Annotated in this window: 26 protein-coding genes and 3 pseudogenes; 12 read left to right on the forward strand and 17 right to left on the reverse strand. The window is 67.5% G+C overall.

Annotated elements, in window-relative coordinates; genetic code table 11:
- Positions 1–15 precede the first annotated feature (15 nt).
- The 4 genes from G6N59_RS29385 to G6N59_RS29400 form a co-directional block, all read right to left on the reverse strand.
- A complete protein-coding gene (locus tag G6N59_RS29385; protein ID WP_082761872.1) occupies positions 16–891 on the reverse strand; it encodes a polysaccharide deacetylase family protein in 876 nt (291 codons plus the stop codon).
- A gap of 144 nt (positions 892–1035) precedes the next feature.
- The gene (locus G6N59_RS29390; RefSeq protein ID WP_061004511.1) at positions 1036–1293 is read right to left on the reverse strand and encodes a hypothetical protein; all 258 of its coding nucleotides are present in this window, start codon (positions 1291–1293) and stop codon (positions 1036–1038) included.
- A gap of 285 nt (positions 1294–1578) precedes the next feature.
- Positions 1579–2223, reverse strand: coding sequence for a YHS domain-containing protein (locus tag G6N59_RS29395; RefSeq protein ID WP_061004513.1), 645 nt, complete (start codon positions 2221–2223; stop codon positions 1579–1581).
- Positions 2220–2810: a TetR/AcrR family transcriptional regulator gene (locus G6N59_RS29400; RefSeq protein WP_061009838.1), complete on the reverse strand. Its 591-nt coding sequence runs from the start codon at positions 2808–2810 to the stop codon at positions 2220–2222. The genes G6N59_RS29395 and G6N59_RS29400 overlap by 4 nt, the downstream gene beginning before the upstream one ends.
- A gap of 35 nt (positions 2811–2845) precedes the next feature.
- Between G6N59_RS29400 and G6N59_RS29405 the strand changes: the two genes are divergently transcribed.
- Positions 2846–4291: a hypothetical protein gene (locus tag G6N59_RS29405; protein ID WP_138230750.1), complete on the forward strand. Its 1446-nt coding sequence runs from the start codon at positions 2846–2848 to the stop codon at positions 4289–4291.
- 293 nt (positions 4292–4584) lie between these two features.
- On the forward strand, positions 4585–5226 hold the full coding sequence (gene ripB / locus G6N59_RS29410) for an NlpC/P60 family peptidoglycan endopeptidase RipB (RefSeq protein ID WP_234785388.1): 642 nt from the start codon (positions 4585–4587) through the stop codon (positions 5224–5226).
- A 53-nt stretch (positions 5227–5279) separates the two neighbouring features.
- Here ripB and G6N59_RS29415 read toward each other — a convergent pair whose 3' ends face one another.
- From G6N59_RS29415 to G6N59_RS29425, 3 genes are all read right to left on the reverse strand, one after another.
- Positions 5280–6224 carry a M56 family metallopeptidase gene (locus tag G6N59_RS29415; protein WP_138230751.1) on the reverse strand — a complete coding sequence of 315 codons (945 nt, stop codon included), beginning with the start codon at positions 6222–6224 and terminating at the stop codon, positions 5280–5282.
- Positions 6221–6610, reverse strand: coding sequence for a BlaI/MecI/CopY family transcriptional regulator (locus G6N59_RS29420; protein WP_061006727.1), 390 nt, complete (start codon positions 6608–6610; stop codon positions 6221–6223). The genes G6N59_RS29415 and G6N59_RS29420 overlap by 4 nt, the downstream gene beginning before the upstream one ends.
- Before the next feature lie 180 nt (positions 6611–6790).
- Complete coding sequence (locus tag G6N59_RS29425) at positions 6791–7528, reverse strand: response regulator transcription factor (protein WP_061006718.1); 738 nt, start codon at positions 7526–7528, stop codon at positions 6791–6793.
- A gap of 110 nt (positions 7529–7638) precedes the next feature.
- On the opposite strand from G6N59_RS29425, the gene G6N59_RS29430 reads away from it, so the two are divergent.
- Positions 7639–8079 carry a hypothetical protein gene (locus G6N59_RS29430; RefSeq protein WP_110784132.1) on the forward strand — a complete coding sequence of 147 codons (441 nt, stop codon included), beginning with the start codon at positions 7639–7641 and terminating at the stop codon, positions 8077–8079.
- A 35-nt stretch (positions 8080–8114) separates the two neighbouring features.
- On the opposite strand, the gene G6N59_RS29435 is transcribed toward G6N59_RS29430, so the two are convergent.
- Together G6N59_RS29435 and G6N59_RS29440 are read right to left on the reverse strand one after the other, a co-directional pair.
- Complete coding sequence (locus G6N59_RS29435) at positions 8115–9380, reverse strand: L,D-transpeptidase (RefSeq protein WP_110917513.1); 1266 nt, start codon at positions 9378–9380, stop codon at positions 8115–8117.
- A 402-nt stretch (positions 9381–9782) separates the two neighbouring features.
- Complete coding sequence (locus G6N59_RS29440) at positions 9783–11213, reverse strand: sensor histidine kinase (RefSeq protein WP_234785385.1); 1431 nt, start codon at positions 11211–11213, stop codon at positions 9783–9785.
- Between the two features lie 448 nt (positions 11214–11661).
- Between G6N59_RS29440 and G6N59_RS29445 the strand changes: the two genes are divergently transcribed.
- A complete protein-coding gene (locus G6N59_RS29445) occupies positions 11662–12288 on the forward strand; it encodes a phosphatase PAP2 family protein (RefSeq protein WP_061006720.1) in 627 nt (208 codons plus the stop codon).
- A gap of 227 nt (positions 12289–12515) precedes the next feature.
- Here the strand turns inward: G6N59_RS29445 and G6N59_RS29450 are convergent, their stop codons facing one another.
- The gene (locus tag G6N59_RS29450; RefSeq protein ID WP_061006721.1) at positions 12516–13109 is read right to left on the reverse strand and encodes a TlpA family protein disulfide reductase; all 594 of its coding nucleotides are present in this window, start codon (positions 13107–13109) and stop codon (positions 12516–12518) included.
- Between the two features lie 117 nt (positions 13110–13226).
- Here G6N59_RS29450 and G6N59_RS30650 point away from each other — a divergent pair, with 117 nt between their 5' ends.
- Genes G6N59_RS30650 through G6N59_RS29470 form a run of 5 tightly spaced genes read left to right on the forward strand, consistent with a single transcriptional unit; the run spans position 13227 to position 17490 of the window.
- Positions 13227–13400, forward strand: a complete 174-nt coding sequence (locus G6N59_RS30650; RefSeq protein WP_170212399.1) for a hypothetical protein — start codon at positions 13227–13229, stop codon at positions 13398–13400.
- Between the two features lie 17 nt (positions 13401–13417).
- The gene (locus G6N59_RS29455) at positions 13418–13585 is read left to right on the forward strand and encodes a hypothetical protein (protein WP_162563658.1); all 168 of its coding nucleotides are present in this window, start codon (positions 13418–13420) and stop codon (positions 13583–13585) included.
- Between the two features lie 50 nt (positions 13586–13635).
- Positions 13636–16104: a heavy metal translocating P-type ATPase gene (locus tag G6N59_RS29460; protein ID WP_082761868.1), complete on the forward strand. Its 2469-nt coding sequence runs from the start codon at positions 13636–13638 to the stop codon at positions 16102–16104.
- Between the two features lie 54 nt (positions 16105–16158).
- Positions 16159–17220: a sulfite exporter TauE/SafE family protein gene (locus G6N59_RS29465; protein WP_138230752.1), complete on the forward strand. Its 1062-nt coding sequence runs from the start codon at positions 16159–16161 to the stop codon at positions 17218–17220.
- Positions 17221–17268: 48 nt separating this feature from the next.
- On the forward strand, positions 17269–17490 hold the full coding sequence (locus G6N59_RS29470; RefSeq protein ID WP_061006725.1) for a heavy-metal-associated domain-containing protein: 222 nt from the start codon (positions 17269–17271) through the stop codon (positions 17488–17490).
- On the opposite strand, the gene G6N59_RS29475 is transcribed toward G6N59_RS29470, so the two are convergent.
- Positions 17487–18194, reverse strand: coding sequence for a hypothetical protein (locus G6N59_RS29475; RefSeq protein ID WP_138230753.1), 708 nt, complete (start codon positions 18192–18194; stop codon positions 17487–17489). The genes G6N59_RS29470 and G6N59_RS29475 overlap by 4 nt on opposite strands.
- Between G6N59_RS29475 and G6N59_RS29480 the strand changes: the two genes are divergently transcribed.
- Entirely contained in the window at positions 18193–18510 is a 318-nt protein-coding gene (locus G6N59_RS29480) for a hypothetical protein (protein ID WP_170212400.1), read from the forward strand. The two genes, G6N59_RS29475 and G6N59_RS29480, sit on opposite strands and share 2 nt — an antisense overlap.
- Positions 18511–18563: 53 nt before the next feature.
- On the forward strand, positions 18564–19256 hold the full coding sequence (locus G6N59_RS29485) for a hypothetical protein (protein WP_235678779.1): 693 nt from the start codon (positions 18564–18566) through the stop codon (positions 19254–19256).
- A gap of 39 nt (positions 19257–19295) precedes the next feature.
- Here the strand turns inward: G6N59_RS29485 and G6N59_RS29490 are convergent, their stop codons facing one another.
- The 3 genes and pseudogenes from G6N59_RS29490 to G6N59_RS29500 all read right to left on the reverse strand — a co-directional run.
- The gene (locus G6N59_RS29490) at positions 19296–20006 is read right to left on the reverse strand and encodes a cation diffusion facilitator family transporter (protein WP_191248101.1); all 711 of its coding nucleotides are present in this window, start codon (positions 20004–20006) and stop codon (positions 19296–19298) included.
- Positions 20003–20356: an ArsR/SmtB family transcription factor gene (locus G6N59_RS29495; protein WP_061005451.1), complete on the reverse strand. Its 354-nt coding sequence runs from the start codon at positions 20354–20356 to the stop codon at positions 20003–20005. The genes G6N59_RS29490 and G6N59_RS29495 overlap by 4 nt, the downstream gene beginning before the upstream one ends.
- A 55-nt stretch (positions 20357–20411) precedes the next feature.
- A pseudogene (locus tag G6N59_RS29500) lies at positions 20412–20951 on the reverse strand (class I SAM-dependent methyltransferase); the annotation flags it as partial.
- Positions 20952–21004: 53 nt separating this feature from the next.
- Here G6N59_RS29500 and G6N59_RS29505 point away from each other — a divergent pair.
- Positions 21005–22360: an IS256 family transposase gene (locus G6N59_RS29505; RefSeq protein ID WP_079890061.1), complete on the forward strand. Its 1356-nt coding sequence runs from the start codon at positions 21005–21007 to the stop codon at positions 22358–22360.
- A 64-nt stretch (positions 22361–22424) separates the two neighbouring features.
- On the opposite strand, the pseudogene G6N59_RS31390 reads toward G6N59_RS29505, so the two are convergent.
- From G6N59_RS31390 to G6N59_RS29520, 3 genes and pseudogenes are all read right to left on the reverse strand, one after another.
- Positions 22425–22520: pseudogene (locus G6N59_RS31390) on the reverse strand (class I SAM-dependent methyltransferase); the annotation flags it as partial.
- 97 nt (positions 22521–22617) lie between these two features.
- Positions 22618–23183, reverse strand: a pseudogene (locus tag G6N59_RS29515) (hypothetical protein).
- Between the two features lie 162 nt (positions 23184–23345).
- Positions 23346–24251 (reverse strand): M56 family metallopeptidase, encoded by a 906-nt coding sequence (locus tag G6N59_RS29520; protein ID WP_234785383.1) that lies wholly within the window; start codon positions 24249–24251, stop codon positions 23346–23348.
- Between the last annotated feature and the right edge of the window lie 9 nt (positions 24252–24260).

Consider the following 24260-nt stretch of genomic DNA (forward strand, 5'->3'; position numbering starts at 1 on the left):
GGGAGGCGGGGTCGCCTATGCGGGTGGGCCGCCGGGGTTTTGGTTGGGGATGTCGGTGATCGGCAGGTTGGGGGCCGGTTTGGGCGATGGGGTCGGCGCCAGGGTGGGGATCTTGTCCGGGGCGATGTCGACGAGGGCGTTGGCGGGTGGGCCGTTTTCCCGGCCGCCGTAGCTGGTCCCGGGTTCGCGGTGGCCGAGCAGGTGACTGACGGTCACCATGTGGTAGCCGTTGGCGATCAAGACCGGAAGAAATTGGTACACCAGGTCGACGGTGCTGGAGTAGGTGTCGTGCAGCAGCACCACCGATCCGGGTCGGATTTGGGTCTTGAGCATGTACGTGCTCGCGGCCAGGTTGGCGTCGTTGATCCAGTCGAACGGGATGACGTCCCACAGTATTTCAGCGAGTCCTTGCCGGCCGGCTTCGGCGCGCACGGCTGGCGAGGACAGCCCGCCGGCGGGCCGGTACAGGTCGGGGGTACGGCCGGTGGCGGCCTGCAGTGCCTGGGTGGCTTTGCGTAGTTGCGCGGGGATGTCGGCGATCGGGATCGTGGACATGTTGGGGTGTTCCCAGGTGTGGCTGCCGATTTCCATGCCGGCGTTGTCGATTCGGCGCGCGGCATCGGGGTTGGCGGCCACTTTGTTGCCGATAAGGAAGAACGTTGCTTTGGCGCCGCGGGCGGCTAGCACCCGAAGGAGCCGGTCGGTGAAGGGGGACGGGCCGTCGTCGAAGGTCAAGGCGATGCATTTGTTGGTGGCGCAGTCGATGTGGTCGGCGTCGCGGTCCCATTGCCGGCGGGCCACGACCACCAGCACGGCCGACACGGTCACCAGCACGACCAGGAACGAGCCCAGCTTCCACCACCGGCCGAAGGCGGTGCGTTGTATGGGCATGGTCCTACCTCTGATCTCTCGTGCACGGCGCCGCGCGCCGTGTATCGCGTCGCGATGATGACCCTGGTTCGCTGTGGTAGCCCCCGAACGGCCGCAATCCGGCCGCGGGAACCACCGCATCCCGCCGGGGGTAGCAGGTTGCTGTCACCGTGTTGGTTTCGCAGTCCAGCCGACCAGGATGAAACCGCCGAGCACCAGCACGCTGGCCATGGGATAGCCCAGCAGCAGGTCCTGGTAGCCGATGAGGGTGAGCCGGCCGAGGTGAGTGATGCCGTGCACGACGGCCATCACCGCCCCGATGCCGACCAGGGCCCACCCCACCAGCCGCCGGCGGCGCTCACGCCGGTAGCCCGCGGTGTACAGCGACGCGCGGGTGGGACGTACGCGACGGATCGGACTCATCGTGGCTCACCTTCACTATGGATCGCGGTAGTACTGAGTTGCATAGTAAATGGTGGACCTGTGAAGGGGCCGTCAGTGCCGACCGACATCGGCCAGTTGCGACTCGCCGCGACCGGCTCGTCCCCGCCCGGCGCCCGGCGCCCGGGCTGCCGGCGCGGGTGGATGGGTGCGCATCTGGTGCTGGCCAACACTTTTGGAGTCGAAAGCCGTGGCGCGGACGATGTCGGCGGGCGATGCCAGCGGCGACGCCCAAAGGCAATGGACCCGAGGTCGGGGGTGCACCGGCTACGGCTGGTCGGCGGCCTCGCGCGCGAATTGCGCCGCGCACTTCAGTGAGCAGAACCAGTATTCGTGGCCGTGGTGGCGCAGGTATCCGGCGGCCTGCTGATGCTCGATGCGCATCCGGCAGATGGGGTCGACCGTTGACACCGGCGAGGGGGCGCCGAGGTGCAATGCGTGAACACCGATGGGTTCGCTGAGGTTTTTGAAGGTGGTTTCGCCTAAATCCTCGACGGGCACGCCGAGGGCGCGGGCCGCACCGGCGACGGTATCGGTGGCCAACGTCTGTCCGGCGCCGGCATGTGCGGCCAGGCGCGCGGTCAGGTTGATCGCGGCGCCGAAGAAGTCGTTGCCGCGCCCGGCGGCGGGGCCGTGGTGCAGGGCCGTCCTGGTCAGCAGGTAGTGGTCTTTCGTGGCGCAGCGCTCGAGGACCCGCTGTGTCAGGTAGATCCCTGCGGTGGGATCGGGGGACGCCAGGAGTACCGCATCGCCGATCGACTTGATGAACCGATCGCCCGGCGCCAGGGCGGTTCGGGCGAGGTCGGCGAAGTCGACCGCGAGGTCGGCGGCGTATTCGTCGCCGTGCGCCTCGGTAAGGGCGGTGAACCCGGCCAGGTCGATCATGGTGAACGTCCACGCGCCGACGGTCATGGGTGGGCACCGCAGGCGAGGGTGCCGCGCAAGATGATGCCGATAATGGCGTCCGCGGCGGTGGCCGCGTTCCAATCGTGCGCGGCGCGCAGGTGGATATAGCCCCAGCCGACCAGGTTGAACAGCACGGTGGCGGTCACGGTGGGGGGCAGGTCCCGCAGGCTGCCGTCGGCGGCGCCATCGCGGAGCAGCCGTTCGAATGGTTCGGCGAAGACATCGACGATCAGCGCGTCGGGTCCGGGCTGGTGGAACACCTCGCCGCGGGCGAGAAAAAACCCGGCCAGCACATGCAGGTGCTCATCGGCTGTGGCGCACAAGGCCTGTAGGGCAATGCGCAGCCGGTCGGCCGCCGAGCCCGGTTGGGCCAACGCCGGCAGCATGGCGCGGGTGTAGGTGTCGGCCGCCTGCGCGGTGACCGCGGCGATCAGATCGTCGCGGGTGACACCGCGCCGGTAGATCGTGGCCCGTGACATCCCGGCCTCGATGCCGACTCGTTCCAGGGTCAGGGCGTGCAGTCCCCACCGGGCGATCGCCGCGGCGGTGGCATCGAGCAGGGACTGGTCGACAACTCCTTGACGTTGAGGCATGCCCTCATCATAGTTGAGACATGAATGTCTCAGTAGTGACTCGTAATAGTCTCAGCCTGCCGGTGGGTCTGGGCTGGACGGTCTGCGCGGCCGGGGCCCTCGGGATTGTGGCCACCTATTGGGATGAGTCCTGGCACACCGACATCGGCCGCGACAGTTTCTGGACCCCCGCCCATCTGATGCTGTACGGGGCGATGGCGGTGGTCGGCCTGGCGATCGCTGCGTGGGGTGTGCGGGTTCTGGTGGCGCTGCGCTCGCTGCGGGCCACCCTGTCCCAGCGGCCGGTGGTCACGGCGTGCCTCGGCGGTGTCACCGCGCTGGCGGCGGCGCCGATCGACAATGCGTGGCATGACGCGTTCGGCCGCGACGCGGTGGAGTGGAGCCCGCCGCACATGCTGGTGATCTTCGCCGCAATCGCCATCGCCCTGGGCGCACTGGCGGGTATCGACCCGAACGCCGCGGCGTTGCGGGCCGCGGCCGGTGCTCTGCTGCTGGCGAACGCCGAGGCACTGGTCTTCGAGTACGAAACCGGGGTCCCGCAGTTCACCGAGACCCTCTACCTGCCGATCATGCTGGCCGCCGGCCTGCTGGCCGCCCACGTGATCGGGCGCGCGGTCCCGGGCGGCGCCCCGGTCACGCTCGCGGTCGCCGGCTACGCCGCGCTGCGGCTGCTGATCATCGCGGCGCTGGCGACACTGGGGCGCAGCACCCCGGACCTGCCGCTCGCGGTGCTCGGCTTGGCGGTCTACGACCTGCCACTGCCCGGACGGCTGGCACGCCCTGCGGCCGCCGCACTGGCCACCGCCACCCTCGCATGGGGTGCCAGCGCGCTCAGGCTGGCCAGCGCCCATCCCGACGCGGTGGCGATCACCGCCGTGCCGGTGATCGTGATCAGCACCCTTGTCCTGGCCCTCGGGTCGTCGCGCCGGTCGCGGGCCGCGCTGCCCGCCGCCGTGGCGGTGCTGATCAGCGGTAGCGCCTTGGCCACCGGCGCGGGGCGTGCGCACGCCCACGACCCGGGGCAGGGCCCGGCGGTAGCCACCGTCGACCTCACCGCCGACACCGACGGGCGCGGCCAGATCACCATGACCGCCCGCTTGACCGACACCGGCGACTGTGAACACACCACGCCGATCCGTCTAGCCGCCCGGCGCGCCGGCCAGACGTTCACCGGTGACCTGCGTCAAACCGGCCTGTGCCGCTACGCCGGGACAGTGACGGTGCCCGGGTCCGGCCGCTGGTTCACCTACGTCGAACTGCGCGAGGGCGATGACAACACCGAGGCCTGGCTGCCGGTCGACGCGGGCACCGCCGGACAGCTCACTCAGACCCGGGTGCTGTACCGGCCCGCGGGCACCGGGGCCGGGCACCGCAGCGCCGAAATCGCCGCCGGCACACCCATTTATCTGGTCGGCATCGCCCTGCTCGGGCTCGGCGCCGCCGCGGTCCGTCGCAGTCCACACCGTCACCACGGCGCGTAAAGTCCGCTGCCGCAACAAATTACATCAATGAAATTTGGTGCGAGAGTTAACCAGTGTGACGAAAGTGATGTACCGTGGCTCACAGTACGGCGCAACTACGTACTTGGACTGGCCGTAGATCACTCATGTGATGGCGGGCAGCACACCCGGGCATAAGGAGAACTGAGCCGATGGCCTCACTATCGCGCACGGATCGTTCCCGACGCCGAACCGCGGCCCCTGCGCGCCTTCGGGCACGAGGATGGCTGCGGCGGATCGGTTATGTGGCAGCGACGGTGTCGACGGTGGTCGCGATGGCCACGCCGGCTCAGGCCGAACCTTTGGCCGCGGGAGGATGGGACCCGTCATTGCCGAGCGTGCTCAGCGCCGGGGCGCCGGGCGACCCGCTGGCGATCGCCAATGCGTCGCTGCAAGCGACGGCGATGGCGGCCCAGACCACCATGGACCTCGGCCACAAATTTCTGAGCACCCTGGGCATCGGCAGTCCCACGGCGGCGCCCGCCGCGACGGTGCGGGGCAACCGGGTCTACGGCAAGCAAGCGATCGAGTATGTGATCCGCCGGGCCGGTTCACAGATTGGTGTCCCCTACTCCTGGGGTGGCGGCAGCCTGACCGGCCCGAGCCGCGGCATCGACTCCGGTGCGGACACGGTCGGATTCGACTGTTCCGGGCTGACCCGGTATGCCTACGCCGGCGTGGGTATCAACCTGCCGCGCTTCTCTGGCGATCAGTACAACGCGGGACGCAAAGTGCCGCCGTCGGAAGCCAAACGCGGCGATCTGCTGTTCTGGGGCCCCGGAGGGGGGCAGCACGAAGCCATCTACCTGGGCGGCGGCCAGATGCTCGAAGCCCAACAAACCGGTGTGCCCGTGAAGATTTCGCCGGTGCGCCGCGGCGGCATGACCCCGTACGTCACCCGCATCATCGAAACGTAGCGCCAGCGCCGGCCCCCTGGGGCCGCGGCCTTGTGCGTCGGTAGCGCGCTGCGTTAGAGGGCGCACATCCACACGCCCGAGGCGCACAAGGCCGCGACGGCCAGTGGACCCACAGCGATCAGGGTGGAGGCACTGCCCAGGGCTGCTTGGGTGCCGATCCGCACCCGCTGGGTGGCCGGGCAGGCCAGGCGCTCGGCGCGGTGCAAGACGGCGACGTCGGCGGCCCCCAGCGCCGAGGCAGGAGCCGCACCGACCAGGGCCATCAAGCCGTCCAGCAGGGCCCGCCTGCCGTAGCGGGCCGCGGCGGCGTCGTCGGCGCACATCTCCAGCAGCCGCGCGACTTCGGTGGCGCCGCGGGTGATCAGACGCACCCGCGGCAGGATCAACGCCACGCCGCGCATCGCCGTGACGATGGCCAGGTGCCGGCCCGCGACATGGGCGCGTTCGTGGGCGATCACGGCGGCCAGTTCACGTTCCCCGAGGGCCGCCACCGCCGCACTGGTGACCACGATGGTCGCCGGGCGGCCCGACACGCAATATGCGGCCCGCTCGGGGGTCTGCATCACATACACGTCCGCGTCAGCGGTTGGTTGGCCCACCAAGCGGATGGCCTCGGAATGCCGATGTGCCTTGGCCCGCAGTCGCACGATGGTGCGGGTCAGGCGCGCACCCGAGAACACGACACCCGCGGCCGCGGCCGCTACCGCGGCCAGCACCGTTACCTGCGCGATGCCCCCGGCCCGGCCCGCCGCCAGGTCGCACAGCAATTCCACGCACGAGGCGACCAGCGACCGGGTCTGGTGCCAGTGCCGCAGCACGTCACCGGCGACCAGCACGCCGACGGCGAGCCAGCTGACCAGAAACGCCACGATCGCGACCAGCCATGCCGCGATGCCGCTGCGCGGCGCGTGGCCGCCATGGGTCAGTCGCGCCAGCACCGGCGGACCGGCCACGCCCAGCACGATGCCGTGGGCAACCAGCAGGCCGGCGGCGTTCATGATGTTTTCGGCTTGCCGGACCGTCGCGCGATGCGGCGCAGCGCTGTGCGCAGATGCTCGGAGTCATCGGGCTCGATCTGCTCGATGAAATAGCTCAACACCAGATCCGACCGTCCGCCGCCGTCGAGCGCATCGCGCATCAACTGCGCGGTGTGCTCTTCACGACTCATCACCGGCAAGTAGCGGTAGGCCCGGCCGTCGCGTTCGCGTTCCAGCCAGCCCTTGGTGTGCAGATTGTCCATCGTCGACATCACCGTGGTGTATGCGATGCGCCGCTGCTCGCTGAGCTCGTCGAAAATCTCGCGTACCGTGACCGCATCCGGCAGGTGATTCCACACCCGCTCCATGACAACCGCTTCCAGTTCCCCGAACCCTCGTACTCGCACCCGGTACACCCTTCACACGCCTTGTCGGCGAGCCTACCGCGGCACCCCCGGTAGGGCGGGCAGCCGCGCCCTCGTCCACCACATCCACACAGCGACAGCGCGGTGTATGCCGGTCGCCTGTGGGACCCCCGGCCCGGCTTTGGTGAAAGCGGGGCTACTCGGCGTGATGGATGCACCGCGTCATCCGGTACCCATCCGGTAACCAGCGCCACGCACATTCACCACAAAGCGAGGTACTGCGGGGTCGTCCTCGAGCTTGCGGCGCAGATGCCCGATATGCACGTCGATCACGTTCTTTTCACCCGCCCACGACCGGCCCCACACGGTTGCCAGCAATTCGTGCCGACTCACCACTGCCGCTGGCCGCGCCGACAATGCGGCCAGGATGTCGAACTCGGTGCGGGTCAGCGCCACCGGTTCATCGCCGACAACGACCCGGCGCGCCTCGACGTCGATCGATAATGTGCCAAAGACCCGAACCTCGCCGCGGCCCGCCCCGGTGTCGGCTTCGGCGTGACCGTCGTGCCGTCGGGGCCGACGCAGCATTGCCCGTATCCGCGCAAGCAGCTCTTCGGCATGCCAGGGCAGCCTGACGACATCGTCGGCGCCGGCCGTGAGGCCGGCAATCACACTCGACGCGGAATCGCACATACTGCCCAGCACCACATAGGCATCGGAGAACGAGCGCAACTCGCGGCATACCCACAGCCCGTCAATGTCCGGCAGCACGACGTCGAGAACCACAACGTCGGGCGCGGTGCTCCGGGCCAACCGCAGCGCCCCCGTACCGTCGGGAGTGATGGCGACCTCGAAGCCTGCTCGCTGCAGACAGTCAGTCACCTCGGAGCTCGGCGCCGCCGCGTCATTGACAATCAGCACCCGACATCTCGCGTGGCTGCGTACGGTCTCGATCGTCACCGCTTCCCTTCTCGTTCGCGGGGGGTGACCGGCTGCCGGTCCAGCCCCAGCGATTTACTATTTGCATTAGTACTATGCAGCTTAGTAGTTATCGGGAGCGGGAGGCGGCCGTGACACGGTGGACGTCGGTTCATTGGCTGGTGGCCGCGGCGGGAGCGGCGGTGGTGTGGCTGGCGATCGGTATCCCCACCGGTCTGCTCGCCACCCCCTGGTACACCCGCATGACACCGCCCACCTGGTGGAGCTACCTCGTGTGGGTGGCCACCGCCGTCATGAGCGGCTTGTTCATCGCCACCTACGTGCGGCGACCGGGTGCCGGTCCTGTGCAGCGCCGCACCGGCGCCGGCGCGGTCGCCAACATTGGGTCACTGCTGGCCGTGGGTTGTCCGGTGTGCAACAAACTGGTCGTGGCCGCGGTCGGGATCAGTGGGGCGCTGAGCATGTGGGCCCCGCTGCAGCCGCTGATCGCGATCGCGTCCCTGCTCGCGCTGGGATGGGCGTTGCGGCGGCGCCTGACCGCCCGCGACGTGTGCCCGCTGCCCGCGCCGTGAGTGTTGTTGCGCAGCAGCACCATTGACGGGATATATCAGGGCAGCGCGCTGCCGCGGCGCCACTGCTCCCAGGGCATGCTCCAATCGCCGTTCTGCCAGATCTGTAGCGGCTCACCGCCGGTGTTGCGTACCTCCACGACGTCGCCGGGCACCGAAAAGTCGTAGAACCATTGGGCGTTTTCGGCATTGAGGTTCAAGCAACCATGCGAGACATCGGTGTTGCCCTGCGCCCACACCGTGCTGTCGAGCTGGTGCAGGTAGATCCCGTCAATGCTGATCCGCGTGGCCCAGGAAATCTTTTCGCGGTAACCCAGGCGAGAGTTGATCGGTAGCCCGTAGGTCGAGGAATCCATGATGACCGGGTTGGCCTTGTCCAGCACGGTGTAGATGCCGCGCTGGGTCCAGAACGAGATCGTCTGTCCGTTGATCGTCTGGCTGCCGCCCATACCCATTGATGTCGGCATGGTGCGCACCAGCGCTCCGTTGTCGAACACCGTGACCTGTTTGGTGTTGTCGTCGGCGATCGCCACGTGGGCGTCCCCGATCTGGAAGCTGACCCGGGCGTCCTCCTGCCCGTAGAGCCCGTCGCCGACCGCCACGCCGTAGATGTTCGCTTCGACGGTGACCGTAGTGCCCGGGGAAAAGTACTGCGGCGGACGCCAATGCGCGGTCTGGTCATCGAGCCAGTACCAGGAGCCCTGCACCGGCGGACTCGTGGTCACCACCAGTCGGCGTTCCGCAGCGGCCTTGTCGGTAATCGGTTCATCGAACCGTGCCACGACGACCGTGCCGATGCCGTAACGCTGTCCATCGCGCAGCGGTGCGCCGCCGGTGGTCCGCAGCGACACGGCCGTCTGGTTGCCGGGTACGAGGGTGGAAAACGTCGACGTCTGTTGAATCGGGGTGCCCGCGGCACCGACGGCCGTCGCTGTGACGGTATAGGTGCGCCCGTACCCCAGCGCGGCGACCGGTTTCCAGACCGTCGCATCGGGTGTCAGCACGCCATCGATTCGTCGGCCTTGGTCGTTGACCATGACCACCTCGGTCACGGTGCCCGATGCCGCCGTCACGGTGACCGGCGCCAACGGGTCGACCTGCTCAGCCCCAGATGGCGGAGCCAGGACAAGCGTGACAGGCACGGTGGGCGGCCGGGCCGTCGACTGCGCGGCGCTGCCACGGTCACCGGCACAACCGAACCCGCAGCGCTGCGTGAAGATGATGACCCCGCCGCCGATCAGCGCCACCGCCAACAACACCGAGGCCACCGCCCGCGCCCAGGTTTTCCCGCTGATGCCCAACACCGCCCCCTGTCTTCGACATTCGGACCGCGGCTGCGCACGACCATGCCATGAACTACTGACAAATATAGTAGACGCTGTGTGGCGTACCGGACGATGGGACGGTAGCCGATCATCGGTCGAAATGAGTTGGTGCCCTGTGGATTAGCCGCGACTTCGGCACGGCTAGATCGCGGCGTTTTCGCTGCCTGGGACACGCGAGCTCCCGCCCAGGCAATCACTGATCCGCTCGTGCGGGCGCGTCAGCGTTGCAGCCCGATGTGCAGTGGTATGCGCCGAGGGTGCAGGGCGCCGTGTGCGCCGGGAACATTGACGTGACCGAGCTTCTCCTTTGATCGTCGCCCGCCCCTCGCGCATGCCACCGAGCGCCGACCCGGCGTGTATCTGACGACTCGGCAGCGGCCGCTACCGGTGCACCTCCACCTCCGACATCGATGGATCGCCCAGGGGAAGGCGCACGCGGAAGGTGGTCTGCCCCGGACTTGCGTCGACGCCGATGCTGCCGTCGTGGGCCTCGGTGATGGCTTTGGCGATCGCCAGCCCCAGCCCGGTGCTGGGACTTCCCTCGGGTCCCGGTGTTCGGGCCCGGACAAATCTGCCGAAGATGTCGCCCACCATCGTGTGGTCAATGCCGGGGCCATCATCAGAGACGGAAAGTTCAGCGATGTTCTCACCGCTCAAAACCCGCAGCGAGACAACGGCTGTGGAGCCCGGCGGCGTATGTGCCCGCACATTCGCGAGCAGATTCATCACCACTTGGTGCAGGGCGGCAGCGTCCCCCCGCACCCACACCGGGGTTTCCGGTAGCTCGGATGTGTACCGATGGTCCGGCGCGGCAACGGCGGCATCGCTCACGGCGTCGCTGACCAATGCACTCAATTCCACGCTTGAGAAATCGAGGGCGCGTCCCTCATCCAGGCGCGAGAGCAGCAACATGTCGTCGACTAGCGCGGTCATCCTGCAGGATTCGGCTTCGATGCGTGCCAGCGCATACTCGGTAGTCTGAGGAAGCGCTGCGCTATCCTGCCTGGTCAGTTCGGCGTAGCCGCGGATGGAAGCCAGCGGAGTGCGCAGTTCATGGCTCGCATCACTGAGAAAGCGCCGCATACGCCGCTCCTCCCGCCCGCGCGCCACCAGTCCGGCATCGACACTGGACAACAGCCGATTCAATGCGTCCCCGACAATGCCCACCTCGTTGTCAGGGGCCGCGTCATCGCGCCGGACACGCATCGTGATGCGGTGACCGGCTTCGCCCAGCGGCGCTTGAGACGCCTGAGCAGCAACGGCCGCGACCCGATGCAAGGGGCGCAATGCGCGTCGGACCAAGATGACGGTGCACGCGGCGGCAGTCAGCGCGGCGATGATCGTAATAACAACTACAGCAACCGTTTTCGTTGCGATCATCTGGTTCGCCGCGTGCATCGAGACGGCGGAGATCAGACGCACGCCGGGGCCGACATCGGCGCCTGCCAGTCGATAAGTTCCCAGCTCCCCGAGGCTGACGGTGTGCGGCGAGGCCGTCGCAAGTGAACTTAACGACTCAAGCGAGTTCACCGCAGTCATCGGGGGCAGGCCGGGGCCAGTATCGGTAAACATCGCCGCCTCAGCGACATGGCCGCCGCGCATGACGGCGATGACCGTGCCAGGCGCCTGGCCTGTCAACCCAGCCAGGCCGGCATGGCGCGCTGCGCTGGCGAGCGACCCGTCGTACATATGCTGGAACACTGCGAGCGAAGAACGAACCGCGTTGTCGCCCATGGCTGTTACATATGCGTGAAGCGTGTAGATCGATAGCGCGCCAAGAGCCAATACCAGCGCGGACACGAGTGCCGACACGCCCAGAACCAGCTGAGTACTCAACTTGCGCAGGCCCCAGCGGGACCGATGATGGGCCAATCTCACCCCAACTCTTGCCGCTGGCCACGTGAATGTGCACCCGTATGCGGTGCAGCACAGAGGTTCTGGGCATCCGGCCATCCTGCCCAGCTGCGACTGCCTATCGACGGCACCTCCGATTGCGGGACTGCGTTTGCTTCCACGGTCCAGATCATGGGTTGAGTATCGGGCCGAAGTACGTAGTTGTCACGTAGTTCATATCCAATTCTCATGATGGCGGCCATTGCGTGGGCGCATTAGAGTCAGGGATCCCTCAACCCGATACCGCGCCGGGGGCGCCGGCTTGTCCGAATAGCCGATCGTGGCACCGGCCGCCGCGATGCGGTGTACTCGACTATTCGCGCGAGCTCCACTTCACCGATGCTCCGCTTTTGATTGAAAGACCATAATGAACCTCGACACGCGAATCTTCTACGTCATCAACGGTTTTGCCCGGAACACTCCGTGGCTGCAGCCGGTTGTCGCCGGATACGCCAACAACGGGATTCTGGTGTTCGCCGCGCTGATGATCGCCGGTTGGTGGGTCGCTCGCAAGAGCAGCGGTCCGGCGGCGATGGCCGCGGCGCTGTGGACGCCACTGGGCGTCCTTGCCGCGCTGGTGGTCTACGATCCGATCGCTTTGGCGGTGAACGAGACCCGTCCATGCAATGCGCTGCACGACATCGTGGTCCTGCACTGCAACACCGATGGCGGTTTCCCCAGCGTCCACACCGTTATCGCCGCGGCGGTCGCAGCGGGAATGTGGCTGGTGAACCGATACCTGGGCATCATCACCGTGCTGGCGGCCGCGTTCATGGCGTTCGCTCGCGTGTACGTCGGCGCACACTATCCCGGCGATGTGCTTGCCGGGCTCACGCTGGGGTTCGCGATCAGTCTGGCCGGGTACGCCCTGGCGCGACCACTGCTGCGCCGGCTCATCGGCCACGCTCGCAGGACATGGCTACGCGTCCTGCTCACCGCACAGGCCGCCGAGTCTGGCACCACTGATCCGAACCCGCCACGAGCCCATTGGTAGCCAGACCGTGGCAGGGCTGTATCGGCGCGGCCGATGACCGTGTATGCGGCCGGGTTCGGGTACGTCTATTCCCGTGGAGCCAGGCGCTGTGGAATTCGGTTGTGGTCATCAGAGGGGCACGCATCGAACCTCTGGTTCGGGTTTGAGTCGCGCCTGAAGGCGTTGGCGGGATCGGATCGTTTGGCCAGCGCCGGTGTGGTCATGCAGGACCGCTAATGCGACGCCCCTCAGGACTCCGCGGCGATCCGTTCGACGACCGGCTGCAGATCCGTGGCGAGCAGTTCTTTGAGGAACACCGCAGCGACGCGTCGGTGGCGATCGAGAATCAGTGTGGTGGGTACCACGCTCGTCGGATAGCCCTTGCCCAACGCGATGACGCTACGCATCGCGGGGTCGAAGATCGATGGATGCATCACGTGGCGGTCCGTAACGAAATCCTGTGCCGTGGCACGGTTGTCGCGTACGTCTACACCCAGAAATGCGACGCCGAGCGGTTCGGTGGCAGTGAACACTTTCTCCAGTTCCGGGGTTTCGGTGCGGCACGGTGCGCACCACGCTCCCCAGACGTTGACGACGACGACCTTGCCCGCAAAGTCAGACACCGCAATGGGCCGGTAGTCCATCAGGGCGATGCCACCGAGGTCCCCGATGACGCGGCGCGATGGTGGCGGGTCGTAAAAGATGTCAGTCTTGCCGCCGGGGGAGACGAATTCGAAGGTGCCACCTTGCGCGACAGCGTCCGTGCCGATGCTGCAGCCGGCCAGGATCGGCACACCGGCCAGCACGACAGCCAGTGCCCTCACGCGCAACCGGTTCAGCATGAGGTCCCTTCGATGGCGGTGACACTAGACAACGTCTACTATCTAGGTACGGAGATAGTAGACGGTGTTGATCCGGTGCACCAAAAGTACGGGTCGGAACGCGAGAGGGATGCCACGATGACTCAGTTTCTGCTAGCGGCGGCGCCTTTGGCCTGCCCGATTGGGATGGGTGTGATGATGTGGATGATGATGCGCGGCAATCACAGCCCCGCCGACGCAGAACAGCGTGAGGTGGCCCAGCTGCGGGCCGACATCGCCGAACTGAAGTCCTCACGGGCGCACCAGCTCTGATGTCAAGCTGGGGCGCGGTGCTGATCGTCACCGCGGCGGTGGTGCTGACCTATGTCTTTTGCGTGCGGCCGATGCGGCGAGGCAAAAGCTCGAGTTGTGCCGGTACGTCCACGACGAGCGCCGAGGTGGCCGAGTTACGTAAGGAGTTGGCGCAGTTGCGTGAACAGAGAGATCAGGGCGCGTGACCGATCGCACCGACCAGACAACTGAAACCCACCCCTTTCCCCAAGCGCCGATGGCACCCGCCGTCGAGCGGGTGGAGTTGATGATCGGCGGGATGACGTGCGCGTCCTGTGCCGCGCGGATCGAGCGCCGGCTCAACAAGATCGACGGCGTGACCGCCGCGGTGAACTTCGCCACCGAGAAAGCGATCGTGGCCTTCCCGGCCGGGATGTCGGTCGCTGACCTCACCGGTGCCATTGCCGACGCCGGCTACACCGCCACCCCTCCCACGCCGACCACGACGCCCGCCGTCGAGGCCGGTGATGGCGCCGGCGAGCACGATGAGCATCTGCGCTCGCTACGCCAACGCATGCAGGTGTCGGTGGCGCTGGCGATCCCGGTGATCGCGATGGCGATGATTCCGCCGCTGCAGATCGCCAACTGGCAGTGGCTGTCCCTGACCTTGGCCGCGCCGGTCGTGGTGTGGGGCGCGTGGCCGTTCCACCGGGCCGCCGCCCTCAACGCCCGGCACGGCACCGCTACGATGGACACCCTCATCTCCGTCGGTGTCGGCGCGGCGTTCCTATGGTCGCTGTTCGCGCTGTTTTTCGGCACCGCCGGCCAACCGGGGATGCACCACGAGTTCAGCCTGACCGCCGGCCGCGGGGATGCCACCGGCAACGTCTACTTCGAAGTGGCCACCGCCGTCACCGCGGCGATCCTGCTGGGCCGATTCTTCGAGGCCCGCGCCAAACGCCGCGCGGGCGCGGCCCTGCGATCACTGTTGGAGTTGGGCGCCAAAGACGTCGCAGTGCTGCGCGGTGGTGGTGAAATCCGCATCCCGACAGAACAATTGGCTGTCGGCGACCGGTTCGTGGTGCGCCCGGGTGAGAAGGTCGCCACCGACGGGGTGATCGTCGAGGGCGGCTCGGCGGTCGATGAGTCCATGCTCACCGGCGAATCGGTACCGATCGAGGTCGGCCCGGGCGATGCGGTCACCGGGGCCACGGTCAACGTCGGCGGGCGGCTGGTGGTTCGGGCGACCCGCGTCGGCGCCGACACCCAACTCGCCCAGATCGCCCGCCTGGTGACCGAAGCCCAACAGGGCAAAGCCCAGGTTCAGCGGCTCGCTGACCGGGTGTCGGCGGTGTTCGTGCCCGTCGTCATCGCGATAGCGCTGCTGACGTTGGGGGTCTGGATCGGCACCGGTCACGGCGTGGCGGCCGGGTTCGCCGCGGCGGTGGCGGTGCTGATCATCGCGTGCCCCTGCGGGCTCGGATTGGCCACGCCCACAGCACTTTTGGTTGGGACGGGGCGCGGCGCGCAGCTGGGTATCGTGATCAAAGGACCCGAGGTCCTCGAATCCACCCGCCGCGTCGACACGGTCGTGCTGGACAAGACCGGCACAGTCACCACCGGCAAGATGAGCCTGATCGGCGTGCACACCGCCGCCGGGGTGTCCGAGGCGCAGGTGCTGCAGGTGGCCGGGGCGTTGGAGGATGCTTCGGAGCATCCGATCGCCAAGGCGATCGCCGCCGGGGCCCGCGAACGGGTCGGCGACCTGCCCACGGTTGCGGGATTTGTCAACCATGAGGGTCTCGGTGTCACCGGCGAGGTCGACGGGCTGCCCGCGCTGGTGGGCCGCGACGGTCTCATGGACAGTTACGAGATCACCGTGCCGGCGGAGCTGGTCGCCGCCAAACAGGACGCTGAAACCCGCGGCCGCACCTCAGTTGTGGTTGCCTGGGGCGGGCAGGCCCAAGCCGTGCTGATGGTCGCCGACACCGTCAAACCGACCTCCGCTGAAGCGATCGGCGGCCTGCGGGCGCTCGGCCTGACCCCGGTGCTGCTCACCGGGGACAACGAGGCCGTCGCTCGCGCAGTGGCCGCCGAGGTCGGCATCGACCAGGTGATCGCCGAAGTCATGCCCAAAGACAAAGTCGACACGGTCGCCCGGCTACAACAGGGCGGCGCGGTCGTGGCGATGGTCGGCGACGGCGTCAACGACGCCGCCGCTCTGGCCCAGGCCGATCTGGGACTGTCGATGGGCACCGGTACCGACGCCGCGATCGAGGCCAGCGACCTCACGTTGGTGCGTGGGGATCTGCGCTCGGCGGTCGACGCCATCCGGTTGTCGCGGCGCACCCTGCGCACCATCAAAGGCAACCTGTTCTGGGCGTTCGCCTACAACGTGGCCGCGATCCCGCTGGCCGCGCTCGGCCTGCTCAACCCGATGCTCGCCGGCGGCGCAATGGCCTTCTCCAGCGTCTTCGTCGTGACCAACAGCCTGCGACTACGCACGTTCACCAGCACCGCCACCCCCGAATCCGGTTCTGCGGCAACACCGCCCGCCCGGCGGCCACGGTGGGTGCCGGCCGCTGCCGCGATCATGCTGGCCGGTGTTGTGGCGGCAGTGGTGGTCGGCGTGCAGCATTGGGCACCGGCCAGCGCGGCCACCACGCTCACCCTGCTGGCCGCGGGAGGGGTGATCGGCATCGCCGGCACCGTCACCGGCTTCCTGGCCGCCCGCAACCGCAACTGACACCGCCTCCACCCCAACCGAATTCTGATCGACTCAAGCGAACAAGGACCACGAATGAATCTGACCGCCGTATTGATCACCGGGCTGCTCGCCGGAGGCGTGTCGTGCGCGGCCGTGCAGGGCGGGCTGCTGACCGGACTGATCACCCGCCAACGGGCCACCGAGGTCGCCGCGGCCGAGGCGGCCACCGGGACCCGCCCCGGCGGGTCGACGCTGGAGGCGATCCGTGACGACCTAACCCCGGTGGGCGGATTCCTGGCCGGGAAACTGTTGTCCCACACCGTCTTAGGTGCCCTGTTGGGGGCGGCCGGGGCAGCGGTGCAACTGTCGATCGGGGCCCGCACCGGGATCCAGATCGTCGCCGGCCTGCTCATCATCAGCTTCGGCCTGGCCCAATTGGGTGTCCCGGGTTTTCGGCGCATCGTGATCGAACCGCCCGCCTCCTGGATGCGGTTCGTGCGAGGCCGTGCCCGCTCGCAGACCGCGGTCGCGCCGGCCCTACTCGGGATGGCCACGATCCTCATCCCGTGCGGGGTGACACTGTCGGTGGAGGCGCTGGCCCTGGCGTCCGGGTCGCCGCTGCAGGGCGCGCTGATCATGGCGGTGTTCATCGCCGGCACCAGCCCGCTGTTCGCGCTGATCGGTTACGCGGCCCGCAAATTGGCCACGGTGTGGAGTGGGCGCCTGGCCGCGGCGACCGGTGTCGCGGTCGTGGCGATGGGCCTGTTCACCCTCAACGGCGGTCTGGAATTGGCAGGGTCACCGCTGGCCGCGAGCCACCTCGGCCGGACCCTGGGCCTGACCGGGTCGGCCGCCGTCGCCGACGCGGCCACCGTGACCATCACCGCCGGACACCAGAACGCGGTCATCACCGCCGGCCCCGGCGGCTACAGCCCCGAGAACATCCAACTGAAATCCGGCATACCCACCACCCTGACCGTGCACTCCGATAACGCCGAAGGCTGCATCCGGTCTTTCCTGATCGACCGGACCGGGGACGAACGCATCCTGCCGGTCACCGGGGACACCCGCATCGACCTCGGGGTTCTGCAGCCCGGGCAGCTGACCTATCACTGCGGCATGGGCATGTACGGCGGCTACCTCACCGTCACCTAACAACCAACCAACCTCGACACCATCTGCGAAACCCCAGGAGCACACCACATGCCGACCACCCACACCTTCCGCGTCGACGGAATGCACTGCGCCAGCTGCTCAATGCTGATCGACGAAACACTCGAAGACCTGCCCGGTGTCGCCACGTCGCACACCTCGGTCAAAAACGCGCGCACCACCGTCGAACTCGACACCACCGCCACCACCACCGAACAGGTCACCGCAGCGATCACCGAACTCGGCTACCAGGCCGAACTGCTTGCCCCCTAGCCGAATTCACGGACCGCCGCGGCACGTTGGCCGACGGACAACCACAAGAAAGAAGGCGTATCGGTGACCGCGACGCGATGGCTGCGGCCGCAAATAGCAGCGCTGACCATTGGGGCACTCGGCTTGTTCGCCTCTGCCACGGTCCTGGCACCGCACGCCACCACCACACCGCTGACACCGGTTGCCCAGAGCCCGGCCGCCGACACCGTCGGCGGTGGGACCACCACTCGCGGCGATGCGTCGCACAGCCAGATGTCCAGCGGCGAAACGAGCACCAGCGGCAGCGCGACCACCACCGGAACCGGCCACACCCAAACCAGTGGAATCACCGCAGGCGGGACCACAACAGGCGGGACCACCACTGGCGGCACCAGCAGCGGGACGCACACCGATGGCGGTGCTGCCACGACCGGTAGCAGCGGATCGACCACCACCGGCCCCACGACCACCACCGGCCCCACGACCACGACCGGCCACGGCGCGGACGGGTCGACTACTGACCCAACGGTCGGCGGCACCACTGGGGCAACGGGCACCAACGGCACGACCGGCCCGGCGAACAGCGGCATGCCCACCGGGACCGCCGGCGGCATGAAAAGCGGTGGCATGAAAGGCGGCATGCCCACCGGCGGCGCCATGGGAAGCGGCGCGATGAAACCCAGCGGCGCACCCATGCCCAGCAGCGCCATGGGCAGCGGCGCCATGGGTGATCGTGTGATGAGCAGCCACCCGATGCCCGGCGGCATGCACGAGCGCACCGCCGTCGCCGCGATGCCTGCTGGCAAAGTCACCGCAGCCGCTACCGGGCGCCCCGATCCAACGGTCGCGGCCATCGACACGCCAAGCCCACCGAAGGCCGCGGCCCCTGCCGACGGCCCGCAGTTGACGGCCGCCAGCACCCCTACACGCGCGCCGTGGGCGATCGTGGCCGCGGGAGTCGCGATCGCCGCTGCGGGAGGGGGCATCGGCGCTGTGTTCGGCGCCCTCACGCGACGCCGGCCCCGTGTCGGCCTGACGTGAGCGGCAAGGACGGGAGAGGGCATCGCATGGGTACCGCACGCACACCACGCAATATGGCGAAAGCCGAACGCGCACAACGCAAAACGCTCGCCCAGCTAGGATCGGGTGGGCAGCGCAGCAGACTCGTGTGGATCGCAGCATTCGCGGTCACCGCGGCGGCGCTGCTGGCCGCGACGATCATCTGGCTGCCCGCCAGAAACGGCAACCACGCGGCAACGACATCGACCGGCCTCGATCACTCCCCAGCGACGGTCGCCGCCGGCGCCGACAGCATGCCGCCGTGGCCCGCGCCCACCGATGCTGCGGCCGCCGTCGCCGCAGCAGGCCTGCCGATGCTCGGTGAGGAGGGCATGGTCGAACACGTTCATACCCACCTGGACGTGTTGGTCAATGGCCGGGCGGTGCCGGTGCCGGCCCGCATCGGCATCGACGGCACACACCGCACGATCAGCCCGCTACACACCCATGACAGCACCGGCGTAATCCACGTCGAATCTCCGGCACACCGACAATTCAGCCTCGGCGAATTCTTCTCCGAATGGCAGGTTAGCTTGTCGGCCAACAACATTGGCGCACTGCGCGCGGCCGACGGCAAGAGCCTGCGGGTCTTCGTCAACGGCGCACCGCAGACCGGCAATCCGGCCGCCATCCTGTTGAAACCGCATGATGAGATCGCCGTCGTCTACGGCACGCCGGAGCTTGGTGAGAGCATTCCGAGCACATACAATTTCCCCCGCGACGCGTAATTCGGGTCCCGGGAAGCAGACGCTGGTCACCGCGTCACATCAGCAGGCGCATTCTTCGCCGCGCCAGGCCTCAATTCCTTCACGCACGGCCAGGGCCGCCACGAGCAGCCCGACGGCGGGATCGAGCCACCACAGTCCGAATGCGGTGTTGGCCACCAGTCCGATCAACACCGCGCCAGCAAGGTAGGCGCACAACAGATTCTGGGTTCCTTCCCCGGAGGTGGCCGCCGATCCCAATTGCGCGCCCAGCCGGCGTTTAGCGCGGCCCAGGATCGGCATGACGATCAGCGACGTGATCGACAACGCGATCCCGAGCCAGCTGGTTCGAGGGTGTTCGCCCGCGATCAGGGTGGTGATGGCGTCATACGCGATGTATGGGGCGAGCAGGAAAAACGTCCCGGCGACCGCCTTCTGCGCACGAGCCTCCGCGTCCGGGGACACGGTGCGCGAGCCGGTAAAGCGCCAGACGATGATGACCGACGCCAGGCCCTCGATCAGAGAGTCCAGGCCGAAGCCGAGCAGGGCCACAGAATTGGCTAGCCACGAGGCCACTACCGCAACGATGCCTTCGGCGGCCATGTAGCCCAGCGAAATCCAGGACAGCAGTTTGGCTTTGCGTGCGGCGGCATGCCAGGCCGCGTCATGGCCGGGGACCGTGACCGGGACGCAGCAGTCATCGGCGCAAGCAGGCCCGCGCTGGCAGTGTGAGGCCCGCTCGGCCGCTGTTTCGTCGATGCTTTTGTCGGTCACGGTTGTCCTCCGGTGCCGTAGGTGGGGCAGAGTTCGACGGCGTTGCCGGTGGCCGCCAGGACCGTCTCGGCGGCGGCGAGCACGTCGATCAGGGCGGGCTGGGCGAGCTGAAACACCGAGGATCGGCCTACCGGATCGGAGGTCACCAGGCCGCAATCCCGAAGACAGACAAGATGTTTAGAGACCGTCGACTGCGCCAGCCCGACCGCGTCGACGAGGTCGGCGACCCGCGCGGGCCCGGCAGACAGCCGTCGCACAATCGCCAGCCGCGTGGGATCGCCCAGCGACCGAAACAGCGCCGCCGCCGGAGCCAGCTCGATGCGCTGCATCTCAGCAGGAACAGTATTCATCGCCACAGAGCGATTATATCGTCCGTGGCCTAATGGTCTGAATACCCGCGGGTTGTCAGTTTTTCCGGGCGGTGACGCGTTCGACCAGCCCGAGGTGGAAGCGTTGCACCTGGGTGACGGTCAGTGCCGCGCTGCGGCGAATCAGGGTGAGCGGGCGGCGCATAAAGTGTTCCCCACCAAGGGGGACAGTGACGCCCTCGAGTAGTCGTTGGACGATTCGCACTGGAGCAGAGCTGCTTTCGATGTGATCGACGAGGATCAGGTTGCCGCCGGAGCGCAGGACTCGAGTCATCTCGGCGAGAGCTTGCGCGTGGTCGGGGATCGCACAGAGCCCGAACGTGCACACCACAGTGTCGAATGATGCGTCGGTAAACGGGAGATGGTGAGCGTCGGCCTGGCGTAGATCGACCGTGCGGCCGAGGTTGGCGGCGCGCTGTCGAGCCAGGTCCAGCATTCCCTGACTCCAGTCGATTCCGGTCACGGTGACGTCATCGGGATAGAAGGTCAGGTTGAGCCCGGTGCCGACCGCGACCTCCAGGACAGCGCCGCTGGCCTGGCTGCAGGCCCATTGCCGGGAGTTGCCGAACAGGTGTCGATGGGCGTGTCAAATGGTCTGTGTAAGTCCTGTTAACGGAAGGATCGCAGGACGTGACAACAGGCAAGGACATGGATGGGGTGCTGGTTGAGGCGGTCTCCACGGTGGAGATGGCCGAGGCGCTTCGGGCGTCGGGCGCGGTCGATGATCTGCTGGCGCAGATCGATACCGGCGAGGTGGCGCTGACCGGCGAAGGCGGGCTGCTGCCCGGGCTGATCAAGCTCGCTCTCGAACGCGGCCTGGCCGCCGAGCTGACCGATCATCTGGGGTATGAGAAGGGCGACCCGGCCGGCCGGGTGCTGCCCAACGCCCGCAACGGCAGCTCACCCAAGACTGTGCTCACCGAGGCCGGCCCGGTGCCCCTGGATGTGCCGCGGGACCGCGATGGCTCGTTCACCCCGACGCTGGTGCCCAAAGGCACCCGCCGTATCGGTGGTCTCGATGACATGATCGTTTCACTGTATGCGGGTGGAATGACGTTGCGGGACATACAATTTCATCTTCAATCGACGATCGGGACCGAGGTGTCGCACGAGACGATCTCCAAGATCGTCGACGAGATCTCCGATGAGGTGCTGGCTTGGCAGCGCCGGCCGTTGGAGCCGCTGTATCCGGTGATCTACCTCGACGCGATGATCGTGAAGGTCAAAGACGGCGGCCACACCCGCAACAAGGCCGCGCACATCGCTGTGGGCGTCGACATGGCCGGGGTCAAGCACGTCCTGGGCATCTGGGTCCAGCCCAACGAAGGCGCATCGTTCTGGGCGTCGGTGTGCGCGGACCTGGCCAACCGGGGTGTCAAGGACGTGCTGATCGTGTGCTGCGACGGGCTCACGGGCTTCCCGGAGGCGATCGCCGCGACCTGGTCGCAGGCCGCGGTGCAGACCTGCGTGGTGCATCTGATCCGCAACGCGCTGCGGTTCGTGTCCTATGCCGACCGCAAGGCCGTGGCCGCGGCGCTCAAGCCGATCTACACCGCACCCGATGCCGACGCTGCCCGCGTCGAGTTGGACGCGTTCGCCGCCTCGGAGCTGGGGAAGAAAAATCCCACGGTGACAATGGTTTTCGAACGCGCGTGGGAGCAGTTCATCCCGTTTTTGGCGTTCCCGCCTGAGCTGCGCCGGGTGATCTACACGACCAACTCGATCGAGTCGTTGAACTATCAGCTGCGCAAGATCATCAAGAACCGCGGACAGTTTCCCAACGATGCCTCGGCGGTGAAATTGCTGTGGCTGGCGATCTGCAACATCGAAGACAAACGCGCTGCACAGCGGGCCAAGGAACGCGGCCAGAAACAGGGCCGCACAGCCCCCGGACGCCTCGTGGAAGGACAGGTGGTCACCAACTGGAAGAAGGCACTCGAGCAACTCGCACTGGTCTACCCAGAGCGCATCGAACGTTATCTGTAAGCACCACAACAACTCACATACGGACAATCAGACAGGCGATTTACACAGAAAACTTGACAGGCTCGTGTCGATCGAAGAAACCCATTTCCCGGTCGTAATTGCGGGACTTCTTATCCCAGTACCGGTTCCACCTACTCAAGCGATCATCAGAAGCGGTCATGTGCCGTCGCCTTCGGTCTCATTTATGCACTCCATGTTCCGGCGTCTGCAGGCTGTACCAACACCGTCGCGACGCGTCGGCGCATCCCGGGGCGGCGTTAGCGCGGGCCCATCATTGAGCCTGGCCCCATCATCCCCCCGAACCACCCATCATGGCCGGCATGCCGTCGCGCACGAACCCGCTAACCTCGCGGGCATGGGCCCGGATCGCCTCGGCGAGCTGGGGATCATCAGAGGTTTCCTCGGCCACCACCCCGGCCGCGGTGAACGTCAGCTGGCGGCGGTACCCGCGTGCGTTCTGGAACAAGGTCGGCAGGCTCTCGCTCATGCACATCACTTCCGAGCCCTGCGCCAGGTGGCCGTACATGCTCGACACGTGGGCCTTGAGCTGGGCGGCCAATTCCGGGGCGTCCGATTCGGTGGTGGTGCGGACCCCGCCGGGAATGTCGTCAACGGTGCGGCGTAGCTCGGTGTGCCGGTTAAACATCTCCATGTACCGAGCCATGTCGGTGCCGCGGACCCCCATCATCGAGCCGCCGTCGGCCAGGCGCACCGCCGACCGTGGTGATTCAACCAACCCGCGCAGCACGTACGCCGCCGCTGCGACCACGCCAGCACCCATCGTGGCCAGCGCCGCCCGCCGGCTCAGGTGACCAAAATACATGGGACTCACCGCCCCAGGTTCGGGATCGGGTTGCGGAGACGCGCATCATCTGCGCACTGCGTGTCACTGATGGCCATGCCCGGTACCGCCTGTCCTTGGGTTGTGGTGGTTCCTCGGTCGAACGGGGGTGGATGTCTACATGTACATCGGTGGTTGGGGTGGTTACCCCATGCACAAGCTCACGCCGGTAGCCGCCAGGGCACCAATCATCACGGGCCCGAGGCCCGCCAGCACGATCGCCGATACCAGCGCAATCTGGGTGGCGACGCCAAATGGTGCGCGCGGCCCAGCGAGACGCTCTGCGCGATCGAGCACCGCGACATCGGCAGCACCGAGCGCCTCGGCGGGCGCCGCTCCGCACAATGCGATCAGCCCGGACAACAGTGCCGCACCGCCATGGCGCCGGGCCGCTGCATCGTCGGCGCACATCTCCAGCAACCGCGAAACCTGCTGTGCGCCTTCAGCCATCAGCGCGACACCCGGAAACACCCGGGCCACGGCACGCAGAAATGTCATCACCGCGAGGTGGTGCCCGGCCAGGTGGGCGCGCTCGTGAGCCAACACCGCCGCCCGCGCCCGCTCATCGAGCACATCGAGCGCCCCGCTGGTGAACACGATCGCCGGCGGGCTACCGGACACACAGTAGGCCGCCGGCCGCGGCACATCGATCACCACGACGCCGTCGTCAGAGGTACCGCGCCCCACCAGCCGCACGTCCTCGGCGTGCTGACGGGCACGCCGACGCAGCACACCCACGGCGCGGACCAGCCGTATCGTGGCGACGACCGCAGCCACCGCTGCCGCGGCCAGCACACCGCCTACGACCGCCTGCCCCACCCCGCTCACGCCACCGCTAACCGCACGGCACAGCCACGTCAGACACATCACGATGAGCCGATCCAGATGGCCCCAATGGCCGATCAGTTGGGCTGCAATAATCGCCGTCGTGGCCGCCCACGTCGCGAGCACACTGACGATCGCGCTCAGCCAAGCCGCTACCCCGAGCCGGGGAGCCGGTCCGCTTGCGGTCAGCCGCCGCAACACCGGAGGTCCGAGAACGAGGACCACGAGGCTATA

The organism is Mycolicibacterium aubagnense, assembly GCF_010730955.1.
GTDB classification, from domain to species: domain Bacteria; phylum Actinomycetota; class Actinomycetes; order Mycobacteriales; family Mycobacteriaceae; genus Mycobacterium; species Mycobacterium aubagnense.

Coding starts and splice junctions, on each gene's coding strand:
- G6N59_RS29445 (WP_061006720.1), top strand. CDS start 11,662: ATGAACCTCGACACGCGAATCTTCTACGTCATCAACGGTTTTGCCCGG.
- G6N59_RS29485 (WP_235678779.1), top strand. CDS start 18,564: ATGGCGAAAGCCGAACGCGCACAACGCAAAACGCTCGCCCAGCTAGGA.
- G6N59_RS29395 (WP_061004513.1), bottom strand. CDS start 2,223: ATGACCGTCGGCGCGTGGACGTTCACCATGATCGACCTGGCCGGGTTC.
- G6N59_RS29495 (WP_061005451.1), bottom strand. CDS start 20,356: ATGAATACTGTTCCTGCTGAGATGCAGCGCATCGAGCTGGCTCCGGCG.
- G6N59_RS29465 (WP_138230752.1), top strand. CDS start 16,159: ATGAATCTGACCGCCGTATTGATCACCGGGCTGCTCGCCGGAGGCGTG.
- G6N59_RS30650 (WP_170212399.1), top strand. CDS start 13,227: ATGACTCAGTTTCTGCTAGCGGCGGCGCCTTTGGCCTGCCCGATTGGG.
- G6N59_RS29385 (WP_082761872.1), bottom strand. CDS start 891: ATGCCCATACAACGCACCGCCTTCGGCCGGTGGTGGAAGCTGGGCTCG.
- G6N59_RS29415 (WP_138230751.1), bottom strand. CDS start 6,224: ATGAACGCCGCCGGCCTGCTGGTTGCCCACGGCATCGTGCTGGGCGTG.
- G6N59_RS29400 (WP_061009838.1), bottom strand. CDS start 2,810: ATGCCTCAACGTCAAGGAGTTGTCGACCAGTCCCTGCTCGATGCCACC.
- G6N59_RS29390 (WP_061004511.1), bottom strand. CDS start 1,293: ATGAGTCCGATCCGTCGCGTACGTCCCACCCGCGCGTCGCTGTACACC.
- G6N59_RS29450 (WP_061006721.1), bottom strand. CDS start 13,109: ATGCTGAACCGGTTGCGCGTGAGGGCACTGGCTGTCGTGCTGGCCGGT.
- G6N59_RS29470 (WP_061006725.1), top strand. CDS start 17,269: ATGCCGACCACCCACACCTTCCGCGTCGACGGAATGCACTGCGCCAGC.
- ripB (WP_234785388.1), top strand. CDS start 4,585: ATGGCCACGCCGGCTCAGGCCGAACCTTTGGCCGCGGGAGGATGGGAC.
- G6N59_RS29475 (WP_138230753.1), bottom strand. CDS start 18,194: ATGGCGCCGCTGCCCATGGCGCTGCTGGGCATGGGTGCGCCGCTGGGT.
- G6N59_RS29460 (WP_082761868.1), top strand. CDS start 13,636: ATGGCACCCGCCGTCGAGCGGGTGGAGTTGATGATCGGCGGGATGACG.
- G6N59_RS29480 (WP_170212400.1), top strand. CDS start 18,193: ATGGGTGATCGTGTGATGAGCAGCCACCCGATGCCCGGCGGCATGCAC.